2 protein-coding genes are annotated in these 17753 nt (G+C 66.8%); both read left to right on the plus strand.

The window, feature by feature from the left end:
- The first annotated feature begins 379 nt into the window (after positions 1–379).
- Entirely contained in the window at positions 380–16132 is a 15753-nt protein-coding gene (locus RHA1_RS26490; protein ID WP_011597620.1) for a non-ribosomal peptide synthetase, read from the plus strand.
- A 47-nt stretch (positions 16133–16179) separates the two neighbouring features.
- The gene (locus RHA1_RS26495) at positions 16180–17223 is read left to right on the plus strand and encodes an alpha/beta hydrolase (protein ID WP_423816255.1); all 1044 of its coding nucleotides are present in this window, start codon (positions 16180–16182) and stop codon (positions 17221–17223) included.
- The last annotated feature ends 530 nt before the right edge of the window (positions 17224–17753 follow it).

A 17753-nucleotide genomic window follows, 5' to 3' on the forward strand; every position in this document is an offset into this window, starting at 1 on the left:
CCGCTCATGCGCGGGCGCGCGGACCGCAGATCACTGATTCTCCTCATGCTTTGCTGGACCTGCACCCAGTCGGGGCGCGCGGGTCCGGGTTGTTGGAAGATACATACCAGACGAACTCGGCGTAACAGATACTTGCCTGCGGCGTCGGAGGACGGCATCGTCCACTCGTCCCCGCGTGCGCGCAGGAGCCGAGGGGCCGCGGCCCCGAGCGGATTCCGGCTCACGCGCGGAGACGGACGCGCCGTCCCAGTGTGGTTGACGGAGGCATCGGAGCTGCTTTGCGATGTTGGTCACTGAGCGGCTTCCCGTTCGTGTCCGGCCGCCAGGGTGGACGAAAGTGGCCGAGCGATAACTGACATACACCGCTCGAGTCCGAGACGTGTATGGGACCCCCGCTTCGACGGCGGTGCTTCGGCAGGTAAATTTTCGGCCGGAAACAATATTGGGCGGTACTGGGTCCTGCGGGTGTTCGACCCAGGTGCTCAGGCTTGATGTGGAGAGCTGGAACAATCAGGTGTCATCGCTGGACAATCTCGATAGCAGTTCTCCTCATACAGAGTCCGTGACCGGAAACACTCCGGGGAAATCCGATCTCTTTCCTCTTTCTGCTGCTCAACGCGGTATCTGGTTCGCCCAGCACCTCCTCGGCGAGGTGCCCATCGCGATCGCTCAGTACGTCGAGATCGCCGATTTCGACCTCGACATCGACCTGCTGAGCGCGATCGGGCCGGTCGCGCTCAGGGAACTCGGCACGGGACTGCTTCGGGTCGTCGAGTGGGATGGTGAGCCGTTCCAGCAGATCGACGAGGCGCTCGCATTCGAGATGACTCATCTCGATCTCCGGTCCGAAGACGATCCGCTGGTAGTCGCGCAAGCATGGATGCGCGCCGAGTACAGCAGCCCTATCGACCTCGTGAACGACCGGCTGATTCGCACGGCGATGCTGCGTCTCGCCGACGATCACTACTACTGGTACTCACGAATCCATCACATCGCGCTCGACGGCTTCGGTGCGATGACGTTCATGAACCGGGCAGCGGAGTTGTACACCGCAGCAGTGGAGGGGCGTGAACCAGCGACGTTCCAGGCCAGCGGATTGCGTGAGATCGTCGAGGAGGAGGCGCGCTATCGCACCTCCACCCGGTTCGAGAAGGACCGCACGCACTGGGCCGATCGCAGCCGTGACTTTCCGCACCCGATCAGCCTCGCCGGGCGCGCCGCCGGCCTCGGCACCCCCTCGCTGGTGGCCAGTGCACCGCTGCCCAGCGCCACGGAGGTCGCCTTGCGGAGACTGCTCGAGCAGCAGCAGGGCGCGACATTCGCGGTCGCCGCGGTCGCTGCCGTAACCGCCTTCCTGTCACGCCTGACGGGCGAGGGCGATATCGTGCTGAGCCTGCCGGTCTCGGCGCGCACTACCGCGAAGCTACGCAACTCGGGTGGCATGGTGTCGAACGTGGTCCCGATCCGCCTCCCGGTGCACGCCGAGACGACCTTCGCGGACTTAATCCGGCAAACGCAGCTGGAGTTGACCGGCGCGCTGCGGCATCAGCGGTACCGGCACGAAGACATTCGGCGGGACGCCGGCGTCGGGGGCGGCCGGCGCGGCTTCTTCGGACCGTCGATCAACATCATGATGTTCCACGACGAGATTCGGCTCGGCCCCGCGATCGGCCGCCTCCACGTGCTGACCACCGGGCCGGTCGAGGACCTCGCCGTCAACATCTATCCCGGCGTCGCGGGCCACCCGGCGCATATCGACTTCGAGGCCAACCCCAATCTGTACACCGAGGAGCAACTCCGCAGTCACCACGCGCGGTTCCTCGAATTCTTCGCCGCCGTCGTGGAGTCTGCCGCCGGCGACCGCATCGGTACCCTCGACGTGCTTCACGCCGATGAACGAGCAGATCTGGTCCCGTTCCACGGCCCCCGGATCCAGCCGTCCCGGCTGCTTCCGGAACTGCTGGCCGACGGGGTGACTGCCGCACCGAACGGCGCCGCGATCCAAGCGTCGGGTCGGGAGATCAGCTATCGGGATCTCGACGCGGATTCAAACCGGTTGGCGCGATTGCTGATCGAGGCGGGCGCCGGGCCGGAGACCTGTGTGGCTCTGAGTCTGCCCCGGTCTGCGGAGTCCCTCCTCGCGTTCTGGGCGGTTGCGAAGACCGGAGCCGCGTTCGTGCCGATCGACCCGAAACTTCCGACCGAGCGGATCACGCACATGCTCGCGGATTCGGGTGCGCTCGTCGGGATCACTCTGGATGAGCTTTGCCCGTCGTTGCCGGACACCACCAGCTGGATAGTCCTCGACGACGTTACGGTGCGCGTGCGTTGTGCCCGTCTGTCCGATGCGGCGATCACCGACTGGGATCGGCGAGCCCCGCTGTCGGTCCACAACGCGGCCTACATGATCTACACGTCCGGCTCGACCGGCGTTCCCAAGGGTGTTGTCGTCACGCACAACGGGCTGGCGAACTTCGCGGCCACCGCCAGGCCGGAACTCGGTGTCACCCGCGAATCGCGAGTTCTGCGGTTCTCATCGGCCAGTTTCGACGCGTCCGTGTTCGAGATGATCCAGGCATTCAGCGTCGGCGCCACGATGGTCGTCGCACCACCCGAGATGTACGGCGGCGGTGAACTGGTCGATCTGCTGCGCGAACAGCGGGTGACCCATATCATTTCGGCTCCTACCGTACTGAACACCGTCGACCCGCGTGGGCTCGAGCAGCTCGAGGCCGTAGTGGTCGGCGGGGACGTGTGTACTCCGGACCTCGTCGAGCGGTTCGGCGCGGTGTGCCGGTTCACCAACAGCTACGGGCCGACCGAGGCGACGATCATCATCACGGTCGGGGAGCCGTTGGCTCCGGGTGCGCCGATCACCATCGGTCGGCCGATCCAGGGCGCGAGCGTCGTCGTGCTCGACCGCAAGATGCGGTCGGTGCCGGTCGGGGTGGTGGGTGAGCTGTATCTCGCCGGGCCAGCGCTGGCCCGCGGCTACCACAATCGGCACACACTGACCGCGGAACGGTTCGTGGCCAACCCCTTCGGCGAGCCGGGTTCGCGACTCTATCGGACCGGTGACGAGGTGCGCTGGGTGCGCTCTCCGGGGGCGGCCGGCGACGACTACGCCCTCGAGTTCATCGGTCGGTCCGACTCCCAGGTCAAGATCCGCGGGTTTCGTATCGAGCTCGGCGAGATCGACGCGGCACTACTGGCGCAGTGCGGTGTCAATTTCGCGGCTACCGTCATTCAGCAGACCGCCGGTGGAACGGCGACCCTGGTTTCGTACGTGCGTCTGGACGCCGGCTGCGAATTCGATCCTGCTGCGATCGTCGAGGGCGTCGCAGCCGTCGTGCCCTCGCACATGGTGCCCCCGATAGTGATGCGGCTCGAGCATGTGCCGGTGACTGCGGCCGGCAAACTCGACCGCAGCGCCCTGCCACAGCCACATTTCGGCTCCCGAGACCACGAATTCCGCGCCCCGTCGACGTCGGCGGAGAAGCTGCTCGCCGACCTTGTCGCCGAGACGCTCGGGCTGGAACGGGTCAGTGTGGACGACTCACTGTTCGGGCTCGGTGGCGACAGCATCGTCGCGATGCAGATCGCCGCCCGCGCCAGAGCACTCGGACTCGGGTTCACCGCGCGGGCGGTCTTCGAGCACAAGACCATCGCCGCAATCGCCCGGGTGGCAGAGCAGGTCGAACCGGAATCAGCGGTCCTACTCCGAGAACTGGCCGGCGGGGGTGTCGGCCGTATCCCGCTGACGCCGATCATGTACTCGATGCTCGAGCGGGGCCCCTTCGCCGACTTTTCCCAAGCGCTGCTGCTGACCCTGCCCGCCGATGTCGACTCGAATCGGTTGAGCGCGACGTTGGCGGCGGTGCTCGATCATCATGATGTGTTGCGCTCGAGGTTCTTCCACGACGGCAGTAGCTGGGTGTTCGAAACGAGTGACACCGGATCCGTGGCAACCGACCGGCTGATCTCGCAGATCCCGGCGGTGGCGGCGCCGGGCAGTCGTGCGTTCACCGAAATGGTGAGGGCTGAATATGCGGCCGCGGTGAGTCGTCTCGACCCGGAAAACGGGATCATGCTGCAGCTCGTCTGGTTTGCACCGGACACCGTGCAGGCGCGCGGCCGGTTGCTGATCGTCGCGCATCACTTGGTGGTGGACGGGGTGTCGTGGCGGGTGCTCTTGCCGGACTTCGCGATGGCGTGGCTTCGACTGGGTGCCGGACAAACCTCGGTATCGGCTCCTGTGGGCACCTCGTTCCGCCGCTGGGCCCACGGCGTGCGGGACGCCGCCGACCGTGGCGCGCACGCCGGTGAACTGGCGTACTGGCAGCAGGTTCTCGGCGGCCGTGATCCGTTGATCGGCGCTCGTGCGATCGAGCCGTCAACCGACACCATGGCTACGACCGAGCGGGTGCACATCGAAGTCAGCGCCGCCGTGACGGAGACCGTACTCTCGCACCTTCCGGACGTCTTCGGGTGCGGGGTCAACGATGGTCTCCTCTCCGCGCTGGCGTTGGCTATGGCCGAGTGGCGGCGCTCGCGCGGTGTCGACGAACCGTCTGTGCTGCTGACGTTGGAAGGTCATGGCCGCGAGGAAGACGCCGTGGCGGGCGCCGACGTCGCGGGTACCGTCGGTTGGTTCACCAGTGCCTTCCCGGTTCGGCTCGAGGTGCCCGTCGTCGAGCTCGCCGAGGCTTTCGAGGGCGGACACGCCGCCGGTGACGTCATCAAGGCCGTCAAGGAGCAACTCGTCGCCGTGCCCGCCCGCGGCGTCGGATACGGGGTGCTTCGGTACCTCGACGAGACCACCGTGCCGATACTCGCGGCCCTGCCGACGCCCCAGATCAGCTTCAACTACCTGGGCCGGCTCGGCGGGCAGCACCTTGCGGAGGAGTTGCAGGAACTGGGCTGGATGCCGGACCCGGAGACTCCGGATCTCATCGCGGCGAGCGGGTCCGCCATGGCGGTGGCGGCGACGATCGATATCAACGCCGTTGTCGTCGACAGCCCCGAGGGGCCTCGCCTGGTGGCGTCGTTCGCCTACCCGCGCGGGGTGCTCCGGGACTCCGACGTCGCGACACTGGCGGATCTGTGGCGGCGCGCCCTCGACGGTCTCGCCGCCCACACCGCACTTCCCGGGGCGGGCGGTCTGACGCCGTCCGATCTGCCGCTGGTGTCGGTGGGCCAGCAGCAAATCGAGCGTTGGGAACGGCGGTTCCCCGCCTTGCGCGAGGTCTGGTCGTTGTCCCCGCTGCAGTCCGGGCTGCTGTTCCACGCCACTCTTGCCGCCGAGACTCTCGACGTGTACACCGCGCAACTGCGCATCGATCTCGAGGGTGCGGTCGACGCCGTGCGGCTGCGCGAGGCGGCGTCCGGCCTACTCGCTCACCATCCGGGCCTGCGGACCGCCTTCGTGTACGACGACGACGGAGTGCCCGCGCAGTTGGTGGTCGACGATGTAGAGCTGCCTTGGGAAGAGGTCGATCTCGTCGGGACCGACACCGCCGATGGCGAGCTGATCCGTTTGCTTGCCGAGCACCGCACCGCCCGATTCGACCTGACCGGGCCGCCGCTGCTGCGGCTGCTGCTTGTTCGCACCGCACCCGAGCGTTACGTGCTTGCTTTGACGAATCATCACATCATTCTCGACGGCTGGTCGATGCCACTGCTGGTGCGCGAGCTGCTGGTTCGGTACGCCGCCGGAGGCGCCCCGGCCGCACTGCCGGAGCCGCCCCCGTACCGAACCTATCTGCACTGGGCGGCGAACCGCGATACCGACGAATCGGCCCGTGTCTGGGACACCGCGCTCGACGGATTCGCGGAGCCCACGCTGCTCGTGCCCCAGGCATCGTCCCCTACGCACTACGGTGTGCCGGGTGAGGTCGACGTCGCGCTGCCCGTCACGCTGATCGAGGCACTCGCGGCCCTGACGCAGCGCGGTGGGGTCACCATGAATACGGTGGTACAGGCGGCGTGGGGACTGGTGTTGTCCCGGCTGCTCTCCCGCGACGATGTCGTTTTCGGCACCACGGTCTCGGGTCGACCTGCGCAGCTGCCGGGCGTCGAGAACATGCTGGGGCTGTTCATCAACACGCTGCCCGTGCGAGTGCAGGTGGATCCGGGTGAAACCCTCGAGCAGCTGCTCACCCGACTGCAGGACGAGCAGGCGACGCTGCTCGATCACCATCACATCGGGCTCGGTGACATCCAGTCGCGTGTGGGGCTGGGGAACCTGTTCGACACGTTGTCCGTGTTCGAGTCGTATCCCGTGGACAAGTCCGGGTTCGACGAGCACACCGACATCGCGGGTATGCGTGTGAGCGGCATCGATGCCCGTGATGCCACGCACTATCCGATCACTGTGCTGTCGATCCTCGAACCACGCTTGCGGCTGAGTCTGCGCTACCAGCCGGCAGTCGTCGACCGCGATACGGCCACGACGCTCGCGGCCCGCATGACCCGGGTTCTCGAGACCATCGCGAGCGATACGGAGACGAGGGTCGGTGCCCTCGACTTGTTCACCGCGGGTGAACGAGAACTGGTCGTCGACACCTGGAACGCGACCGAACACCTGCTGCCTCGACTCACTCTCGCCGAGCTGTTCGCCGCGCAGGTGGCTCGCACCCCTGAGGCCCCGGCGGTCGCGTTCGGGGGGACGATGTTGTCGTACGCGGAGTTCGACGCCTGCGCGAATCGGCTGGCCCGGCACCTGATCGGTGCGGGTGTGGGTCCCGAAGCGCTGGTGGGTATCGCGGTGCGCCGGTCGGTGGATCTGCTGGTGGGTATCTACGCGGTGATCAAGGCCGGCGGCGCCTATGTCCCGATAGACCCGGACCAGCCTGCCGAGCGCACTGCGTACGTGTTGGCAACGGCGGATCCGGTTCTGATCCTCACCACCACCGGCGACCGCGTGGCACTGCGTGCGGCCGCCCCGATGGTCGACCTCGACACCCTCGATGTGTCCGCCGAATCCTCCGACCCGGTCGGGGACCGGGACCGGCTGGCGCCATTGCATCCTGACAATCCGGCATACGTCATTTTCACGTCCGGGTCGACGGGCAGACCCAAGGGTGTCGCGGTGCCGCACGAGGGCATCGTGAACCGGCTGCTGTGGATGCAGCACCGGTACCCGCTGGGCGCCGGTGACGTGGTGCTGCAGAAGACTCCCGTGACGTTCGATGTGTCGGTGTGGGAGTTGTTCTGGCCGTTGCAGACCGGTGCACGGCTGGTGATCGCCGAACCGGATGGGCACCGGGATCCCGTCTATCTCGAGCGGGTGCTCCGCGAGCAGTCGGTGACCACCGTGCATTTCGTGCCGTCGATGCTCGCGGTGTTCCTGGCCGGCGCGCATGTCGAGGGGTGTGGTTCGCTACGCCGGGTGTTCACCAGCGGTGAGGCGCTCCCGCCTGCGACGGCGGCGGACCTGAACCGGGTGAGCGGCACAGAGCTGCACAACCTGTACGGTCCCACCGAGGCATCGGTCGACGTCACCGCCTACGAGACGCGGCCGGACGAGAACGTCGTGCCGATCGGAGCCCCGGTCTGGAACACGCAGACGTATGTGCTCGACGCGCGTTTGCGTCCGGTTCCCGTCGGGGTGGCGGGGGAGTTGTACCTGGGCGGGCGTCAGCTGGCCCGCGGGTACCAGCGCCGGGCTGACCTGACTGCGGATCGGTTCGTCGCGAACCCCTTTGCGGTTGCGGGAGACGGCCGGGGCGGTGCCCGGCTCTACCGCACCGGCGACCTGGTGCGGTGGCTGCCGAATGGGCAGCTCGACTACCTGGGTCGTACCGACTTTCAGGTCAAGCTTCGCGGTCAGCGCATCGAGCTCGGTGAAATCGAGGCCGTGCTGTTGCGGCACGACGATGTCGCTCAGGCGGTGGTGGTGGTTCGCAACGATGGCTCCACCGGCGACTACCTCGCCGCGTACGTCGTACCCGCAGTCGGGGCGGCCGCGGACGAGCGCGCTGTCCTCGACTTCGCGGTGGTCCTGCTGCCCCGCTACATGGTGCCGTCGGCCCTGGTTGTGCTCGAGGCGCTGCCGGTGACCGGGAACGGCAAGCTCGACCGCAAGGCACTACCGGTCCCGGAATTCGCAGGTTCGGCGGAGTACGTCCCGCCGAACACACCGACCGAGCATGCCCTGGCGGAAATTTTCGTGGACGTCCTCGGAATCGACGGGATCGGGGTGTCGGACAGCTTCTTCGACCTCGGGGGCAACTCGCTCGTGGCCACGCGGGTGCTGGCCCGGATCAACGCCGAGTTCGGTGCGGTGGTTACGGTGCGGGAGCTGTTCGAGGGGCCGACTGTCCGAGCTCTGGCAGCTGTGGTCGCTCGCGCGAATGTCGGCGCGCGACGGCTCCCCGTTCTCGCGGCCGGACCGAGGCCGGACCGGATTCCGCTGTCCCTGGCTCAGAACCGGATGTGGTTTCTCAACCGATTCGACCCGGGTTCCGGCGCCTACAACGTGGCGGCGGCCCTCCGGCTGTCCGGCACGCTCGACGTCGACGCACTCCGGCGCTCCGCCGCGGACATCCTCGAACGGCACGAGGCGCTGCGGACGATCTACCCCGACTCCCCGGACGGTCCGCATCAGGTGATCCTGTCGGCCACTCACTCCGAGGCTGACCGGGACCTGCTGCGCGCGGCGCCCGAAGTGGTGGACACCGATCTCGGTGAACGGATCCGGGAGTTGGTGGCCCGCGGATTCGATGTCACCACGCAGATCCCGATCGCCTTGACGTTGCTCCCGACCGGGGACCCGCGTGAGCACGTGCTGGTGATGGTGGTGCACCACATCAGCATCGACGGCTTGTCGATCCAGGTACTCGCCCGGGACCTGGTGCATGCCTACTCGGCCCGCACCGCCGGTGATCCGCCCTCATGGACCCCGCTGCCGGTGCAGTATGCGGATTTCGCCCTGTGGCAACGATCGGCGCTCGGGGACGAGGCCGACCCGGAATCCACGACGGCCACGCAGCTCGCGTACTGGTCCCGGCACCTGGCGGACGGCCCCGCCGTGCTGGATTTGCCCGCAGACCGTCCCCGCCCTGCGCGGGCGTCGCATCGCGGGATACGCACCGAATTCATCGTCGACGCCGATCTCACCGAACAACTCGCCGCGCTGGGACGCGAGCAGGGCGCCACGATGTTCATGGTGTTGCACGCCGCCCTGTCGGTGTTGTTGGCGCGGCTGAGCGGGACCACCGACATCGCGGTCGGGAGCCCGATTGCCGGTCGCGGTGAACGGGCGCTCGAGGATCTGGTGGGCATGTTCGTCAACACGTTGGTGCTGCGCACTCGGGTCGACCCGGCGTGGAGTTTCATCGAGCTGCTCGCGCACACGCGGGCCACCGATCTGGCCGCCTACGACCACGCGGACGTACCGTTCGAACGTGTGGTGGACGCGGTCGCCCCGCCGCGGTCACCGGCATATGCGCCGCTGTTCCAGGTCGCGCTGTCATTGCAGAACCACGGCGCCGCGACCCTCGAACTGCCGGGTCTGCACATCGACCCGGTTGATCCCGGCGTGGACGTCGCGAAGTTCGACCTCGAGCTGACCCTGCGTGAGCAGGACGGCGCACTGGCGGCCGCGCTCATCTCGGCCGCCGATCTGTTCGACGGGTCGACGTCCGCGCGATTCGCCGCGCGATTCGTCCGGCTCCTCGCGGGCATCGCCGCGGATCCGCGGGTGCCCGTCGGCGATATCGACGTGATGGGCAATGCCGAGCGGGGGCGGATGCTGGCCGCCGCGCAGCCGCAGCCGCTGAGACTGCCGGCGCGGACACTGCCGGACATTCTGGTGGCCGGCGTCGCGGCGAACCCGGGCGGTATCGCCCTGACCTGCGGCGGCACCGCGATGACCTACGCCGAGCTCGACGCCCGATCGAATCGTCTGGCGCGGGTGTTGATCTCGCGGGGTGTCGGGCCCGAATCGTTTGTGGCGTTGGCGTTCCCCAGATCGATCGCGTCGATGGTGGCGGTGTGGGCGGTGGCCAAGACCGGCGGCGGATTCGTGCCGGTCGATCCGAGCCTGCCGACCGAACGAATCGAGCGCATGGTCGTCGACTCCGGTGCGGTGATCGGCCTCACCAGTGTTCAGACGACTCGCCTGCCGGGGGAGATCGACTGGGTGGTGCTCGATGAGGCGGGAGCGTACGGTTCGTGCGGTGAGCGTTCGACGGCGGCCGTCACCGACGACGAGCGCACCGCTTCCCTCGAGCTGTCCAACGCGGCGTACATGATCTACACCTCCGGCTCGACCGGCATACCCAAGGGGGTCGTGGTCAGCCATCGGGGGTTGGCGTCGTTCACTACCGGCTCCCGCCAGGAGTTGGGATTGACGACCCGCTCTCGGGTTCTGCGGTACTCGTCGTCGAGTTTCGATGCGTCGGTGTTCGAGATGATTGCGGGCTTCAGTGCCGGCGCGACGATGGTGATCGCGCCGCCCGACATCGTCGGCGGCGCCGAGCTCGCGGAGGTGCTCCGGGGCGAGCGGGTCACCCACGTCATCACGGCGCCGGCGGCGTTGGGAACGGTCGACCCGACGGGCCTGAGGGACCTCGAGACCGTCGTCGTCGGCGGGGACGTGTGCCCGCCGGAGTTGGTCGCGAAGTTTGCTCCCGGGTGCCGTTTTGTCAACAGTTACGGACCCACCGAGACGACCATCGTCATCACGATGACCGAGACGCTGGCGGCGGGAGATCGGATCACGATCGGCGTCCCGATCGCGGGTGCCGGAGCGGTGGTCCTCGATGCGCGGCTGCGTCCGGTGCCGGCCGGGGTCATCGGTGAGCTGTATCTGTCGGGGAGTGGGCTGGCCCGGGGATATCACGCCCGCAGTGCGCTGACTGCCGGCCGGTTCGTGGCCAATCCGTACGGCGGTGTCGGCGAACTCATGTACCGCACGGGCGATGTGGTGCGGTGGACTCTCAGCGGAACGTTGGATTTTGTGGGTCGCAGTGACTCGCAGGTTCAGTTGCGTGGTCTCCGGATCGAGCTCGGGGAGATCGAGTCGGCGCTGGTGGCGTGTGAGTCGATCGCGCAGGCGGTCGTGATCGTGCGCGAGGGTGACGTCGCCCAGCAGTTGGTCGGGTATGTGGTGCCGGCGAGCGGGCACATCGTCGACGTCGATGCGACGCGTGAGGTTCTGGGGCGGTCGCTGCCTCGGTACATGGTTCCGGATGCGCTGATGGTGCTCGACGCGTTGCCGTTGAGCACGAGCGGAAAGCTCGACCGGCGTGCGCTGCCGAATCCACTCGTCCGCACGCGCGAATTCCGGGCGCCGACCAACCTCGTCGAGGAGACCGTGGCCGGGGTGTTCGCCGACGTCCTCGGACTCGAGCGGGTCGGACTGGACGACGATTTCTTCGACTTGGGTGGCAACTCGTTGATCGCCACTCGGGTGATCTCCCGGTTGGAGGCGCAGCTGAACATCAGGGTCCCGGTGCGGATGCTCTTCGAGGTGTCGACCGTGGCGGCCCTGGCAGTGCGCGTCGCGCAGCATTCCGGTGCCGGGGGCCGACCGGCGTTGGCGCCGCGGCCCCGGCCGGAACGGATTCCGCTGTCGCTGGCCCAGCAGCGAATGTGGTTCCTCAACCGTTTCGATACGTCCTCCGCGGCATACAACATTCCGTTGGCGATTCGGTTGTCCGGGGATCTCGATGTGGCTGCGCTGCAGGCTGCGATACACGACGTGATCGGGCGTCACGAGGCGCTGCGGACGGTGTTCCCGGATTCGGATCAAGGGCCGACGCAGGTGATCGTTCCCGCATCGCAGGTGACGATCGACCTCACGCCGACCCCGGTCGCCGACGAGAACGAGTTGCGTGCCCGGGCGGCGGCAGTGGTGACGACGGGTTTCGATGTCACCGAATCGGTTCCCGTGCGCGCCGCCCTGTTCCGCAAGTCCGAGTCCGAGCACGTACTGGCGGTGGTGGTGCACCACATCTGCGCGGACGGGTTCTCCACGGGACCGCTGGCGAGGGACGTGATGGTGGCGTATGCGTCCCGATGCGCAGGGCACGATCCGGGGTGGGCGCCGCTCGAGGTGCAGTACGCGGACTACACCCTCTGGCAACAGGAGGTTCTCGGGTCCGAGGACGACCCGGCGTCGCTGATCTCGCAGCAGATCGACTACTGGACCGACGCGTTGGCGGGTCTGCCGGACGTGCTGGCGCTGCCCACCGATCGCCCACGCCCCGCCGTACGGTCGGGCATCGGCGCCAGTGTCGAGTTCACGGTGCCGGCCGCAGTCGGCCACCGCCTCCACCGAGTGGCCCGGGACCAGGGTGCGACACCGTTCATGCTGGTGCATGCGGCCCTGGCGGTCCTGCTCGCCAAACTCGGTGGCACGTCCGATATCGCGATCGGGTCGCCGGTCGCCGGGCGCGGCGACGAGGCACTCGACGACCTGGTCGGCATGTTCGTCAACACCGTGGTGCTCCGGGCCGATTTCGTACCGAACCAGTCGTTCACGGAACTGCTGGGCCGGGTACACGACACCGACCTCGAAGCCCTCGCCCGTGCCGAGGTGCCCTTCGAGCGGCTGGTCGAGAAGCTGAACCCGACACGATCGCAATCGTTCTCGCCGCTGTTCCAGGTGATGCTGGCGTTCCAGAATTTCACTCAGCCCGCGGTCCAGCTTCCGGGACTGACGGTGTCGCCACTCGACGTTCCGTGGGAAGCCGCACAGTTCGACCTGTCGATGACCCTCGGCGAGCCGGCCGGCGGCGAAGGGGAGTACGTCGGCACGCTCGCCTACGCGACAGACATCTTCGACGCCGCGACGGTGCAACGGATCGCCGCGCAATTCGTTCGGGTTCTGGGTGCCGTGGTCGAGGACCCGTCGGTAGCGGTGGGCGATATTTCGATAGTCGACGACGACGAGCGCAACCGGGTGCTGCGGAACTGGAACGACACCGGGCACCCGGTGCCGGAGAAACTGCTGCTCGACGCGTTCGACGGACAGGTGGCGCGGACCCCGGAGGCCGTGGCCGTGGTCTTCGACGGCGAATCGCTGACCTACGCCGAACTCGCTGTTCGAGTGAACCGCCTGGCGCGTTATCTGATCTCGTCGGGTGTGGGGCCGGAGACGTTGGTGGCGTTGGGGATGCGCCGGTCGTTGGATCTGGTCGTGGGAATGTATGCGGTGGTTCGCGCGGGCGCCGGATATGTGCCGCTGGACCCGGATCACCCGGCCGATCGGGTGGGGTACATTCTCGATGCCGCGGATCCCGTGGTGATCCTGTCGACCGAACGCGACGAGTTCGCGGCGGCGGGACAGAGGTCCGTCGTGCTGATCGACACCCTCGACCTGTCCGCATTCTCCGATGCGGCGATCTCCGACGCGGATCGTATGGCGCCGGTACATGCCGATGACCTGGCGTATGTCATTTTCACCTCGGGGTCGACGGGACGACCGAAGGGTGTCGCGGTCACCCATCGCGCGATCGTCAATCAACTGGTGTGGATGCAGGCCGAGTACCGGCTCGACGAGCACGATGTGTACCTGCAGAAGACGGCGACCACCTTCGATGTGTCGCTGTGGGGGTTCTTCCTGCCCTTGCGGGCCGGTGCCACAGTGGTGCTGGCGTCCCCGGACGGTCACCGGGATCCGGCATATCTTGCGGCGACCATCGCCGGACACGGGGTAACGGTGACCGATTTCGTGCCGTCGATGCTGACGGCCTTCGCCGGAGCGGCCCGGTCCCGGGATCTGGAGTCCCTGCGGGATGTGTTCGTCGCCGGTGAGGCACTACCTGCATCGACGGTGCGTGACTTCGGCCGGGTGTCGAGCGCACGAGTCCACAACCTCTATGGTCCGACCGAGGCCGCGGTGTCGGTCACCTTCGCCGACGTGACGGGTACGGATGCACCCACTGCGGTGTCGATTGGTGTCCCGGAGTGGAACAGCCGGGTATACGTTCTCGATGCCCGGCTGCATCCGGTGCCATGGGGGGTGCCGGGCGAGCTGTATCTCGCCGGTGTGCAGTTGGCACGCGGATACCACGGTCGGGTGGACTTGACCGCGGATCGATTCGTGGCGAATCCATTCGGAGCCGCCGGGGACAGGATGTATCGCACGGGTGACCTCGTGTCCTGGGCGGCCGATGGTCGACTCCGGTACGTGGGCCGCACGGACTTCCAAGTGAAGCTCCGTGGCCAGCGAATCGAGCTGGGCGAGATCGAATCGGCGTTGCAGGCCCACGCGTCGGTGCTGCAAGCGGCGGCATCGGTCGTATCGACGCCGACGGGTCAACACCTGGTGGGGTACGTGGTTCCGGCCGCCGGGTCCGAGTTCGACCTCGATGCGGTGAAGGCGTCGGTGTCGGAGGTGCTGCCGTCGTACATGATTCCGGGGGCATTCGTGGTGCTCGATGCGTTCCCGCTGAATACCTCGGGCAAACTGGACCGGAAAGCATTGCCGGCGCCGATGTTCGAGGCCAAGCAGTTCCGGGCGCCGTCGACCCCCGTCGAGGAGATCGTGTCTGCGGTGTTCGCGGAGGTGTTGGGAGCCGAGCGGGTGGGTGCCGACGACGACTTCTTCGAGCTCGGTGGTAATTCGCTGATCGCCACCCAGGTCGCGGCCCGATTGGGTGCGGCGTTGGCGACGCGAGTGCCGGTGCGACTGTTGTTCGAGGCCTCATCGGTGTCGGCTCTGGCCGCTCGAGTTGCGACACAGAAGGGCGCCGAAGCAGGAATCGCCCTGGTGCCGCGGCCCAGACCGGCGCGCTTGCCCTTGGCACGGGCACAGCAGCGATCGTGGTCGGAGAACCGAGCCGACCCGAACTCGGCGAAGCGCAATCTGCCGATTGCACTCAGGATTACGGGAGCGCTCGATGTCGAGTCGCTGAACGCAGCGCTGGTCGATGTGGTGGCGAGGCAGGAGATCTTGCGTACCGTCTATCCGGAAGTTGACGGCGTCGGCTACCAAGAACTGTTGCCGCTGGACCAGATCGGCGTCGATGTGGGTCCGGTGGCGGTCGATGGCGACGCCATCTACGCCCGCGTTCTCGACTTCGTGAAGCAGGGGTTCGACGTGACCCGGAACGTGCCGTGGCGTGCACGGCTGTTCCGAATCGCCGAGGACGACTACGTGTTCGCCTTCGTTATTCATCACATTTCCGCTGACGGCTACTCGATGGAACTCCTCATCCAGGAATTCATGACCGCGTACCTCTCCAGGTCAGCGGGAGCGCCACCTGGCTGGGCGCCGTTGCCGGCGCAATATGCCGACTACACATTGTGGGAAGCCGAAAGGCTCGGTTCCCCCGATGATCCGGACAGTCTGATGTCGTTGTTGACGGAGTTCTGGACGCCGCTTCTCGAGGATCTTCCGCTCCTGCAGTTGCCAGCCGACCGGCCGCGCCCGTCGGTCGAATCCCACCACGGGGCGACTCTGACCCGGGACATCGACGCCGCACTGCATCAGGATCTGGTCGACCTGGCACACCGTGACGGCTCGACCTTGTTCATGGTGTTGCACGCGGCATTGCTGGTTCTGCTCAACGAGCTTTCCGGTGCCACCGATGTCGCCGTTCTCACCCCGGTGGCGGGGCGGGGCGAACCGGAGCTCGACAACCTGGTGGGGATGTTCGTGAAATCTCTCGTCCTCCGCACCGAGGTCGATCCCGACCAGCACTTCACCCAATTGCTGGCCAGAGCACGAGAGACCGACCTCGCGGCATTCGCCCGAGCCGATATTCCCATCGACACCCTGGCCGAGTCGCTGAACGCCGACCGTGACACGGCGTCGGGGCCACTGACTCCGGTGTCGTTTGCGTTGCAGAACTTCGGTGGCGAGTCCGCGCCGAACCGCCAGTCCGTCGAGTTCGGTGGTCTGTCCGTCAGCGAATTCGCCATCGACCTGGAGGTCGCAAAGACGGATCTTCGTGTGACGATGGTCGATGGTTACGACGATGCCGGTGCGGCAACCGGGATTACCGCGGCCTTCACCTATCCGACCGATCTGTTCGACCGTGCGACCATCGCCGGGTTCGTGGATCGGTTCGAGCGACTCCTCGCGGCATTCGTGGCCGATCCGTCGACGACGATCGGTGAGATGCAGACTCTCCGGCCGAAGGCGGTGGCCGAGGAGACATTGGCCGGAGCCTCGTGAACGACAACGGGCGTTATGGACCGAGACAAGAGAAGGCGGAAACTCGGATGCAAGGACGTTTCATCACGGGGTCTGGGATGCGTAGGCGTTGGATTGCGGGTGTGTTGAGTGCCGCGGCTGTCGCGCTCGGCCTGGCGGCGGCGCCTGCGAGCGCCGCTCCGGAGACGGCGCAGTCTGCGCCGGTTGCGTATGTCGACCACATCGACAAGATCGACGACCGTCAGTGGGCGGTAGCCGTCTACTCACCGTCGATGGATCGGGTGATCCCCTTGCAGGTGGTCCGGCCGGTCGACACGAGTGTGGCTCGGCCGACGCTGTATCTGTTCAACGGTGCCGGTGGCGGGGAAGACGGTGCCAATTGGTTCAACCAGACCGACGTTCTCGGCTTCCTCGTGGACAAGAATGCCAATGTGGTCATTCCCGCCGAGGGACGGTTCAGTTACTACACCGACTGGGTGAACGACGATCCGGAGCTCGGGCGGAACAAGTGGACGACGTTCTTCACCCGTGAGCTCCCTCCCGTGATGGATGAGGCCCTCGGCGCCAACGGGATCAACTCGATCGCGGGTCTCTCGATGTCGGCCACATCCGTGCTCGACCTGGCCATCCACGCTCCCGGCCTGTACCGGGGGGTGGCCTCGTACAGCGGATGCGCGCAGACCAGCGACCCGCTCGGGCAGGCCTACGTCCGAACGGTCGTCGACCTGATGGGCGAGGGCGACGTGCGGAACATGTGGGGCCCCTATGACGGACCCGGATGGCGCGCTCACGATCCGCTCCTCAACGCAGAGGGCCTTCGGGGACTCTCGCTCTACATCTCGAACGGCAACGGGCTCCCCGGCCCACATGAGAACCCTGCACTGGCGCGCACCCCGCAGGCGCCGCCGTTGCCGGATCAGATCGTGGTCGGCGGCGCCATCGAGGTCGCGACCAACGTCTGTACGCACCGTTTGGCGGAGCGCCTGCACGAGTTGGACATCCCCGCGACGTTCGACCTCCGGGACAACGGCACGCATTCGTGGGGCTACTGGCAAGACGATCTGCGATCGTCCTGGCCGCAACTGTCGGCGTCTCTCGGCTTGCCGGTGTAGTTCCGGACTTGGCCGGTTGTGCCTCTCATCCTGCCAGGCGTGGTGGATGGAGGTCGATGGGGGGATAGGGCTACTTCTCCCGACTTGGCTCTCGGACTCGCGCGGTCGACCACCTGACGCTCGTTCGCGGAATCCTTTTCAGGTACCCAGTGCCTCGAATCCGAAGACGCTGCACTACCCCGCGTCGTTCACGCCACTACCGAAGGTCTGTTCCAAGCCGCTGCGAGTCATCGTCCGGTAGCCGGATAATTCCGGGATGTCGTCCAAATGTATCGAGTGTCCCTCCGGCTTGAACGGCGATATCGCACGCTCGGATCAATTGAGCCAGCCCGGTGCTCAGCGCATTGACCAGTTCTTCCTCTCCACCGGTTCCTTCCAGCTGCAGGAGCTCGTCCACACAGGCGCGGGCTCACCGCGAAGCATCCTCAGCTGACGCTCGACCGGTCCGGGAGGTTCAGGAACGCCGAATAGATCTGCTGGTACGACCTCGTCCAGGTGAGCGATGCGCTCGAGGTCTTTGCGGAAACGCT

The organism is Rhodococcus jostii RHA1, from assembly GCF_000014565.1.
Classification (GTDB): Bacteria; Actinomycetota; Actinomycetes; order Mycobacteriales; family Mycobacteriaceae; genus Rhodococcus_F; species Rhodococcus_F jostii_A.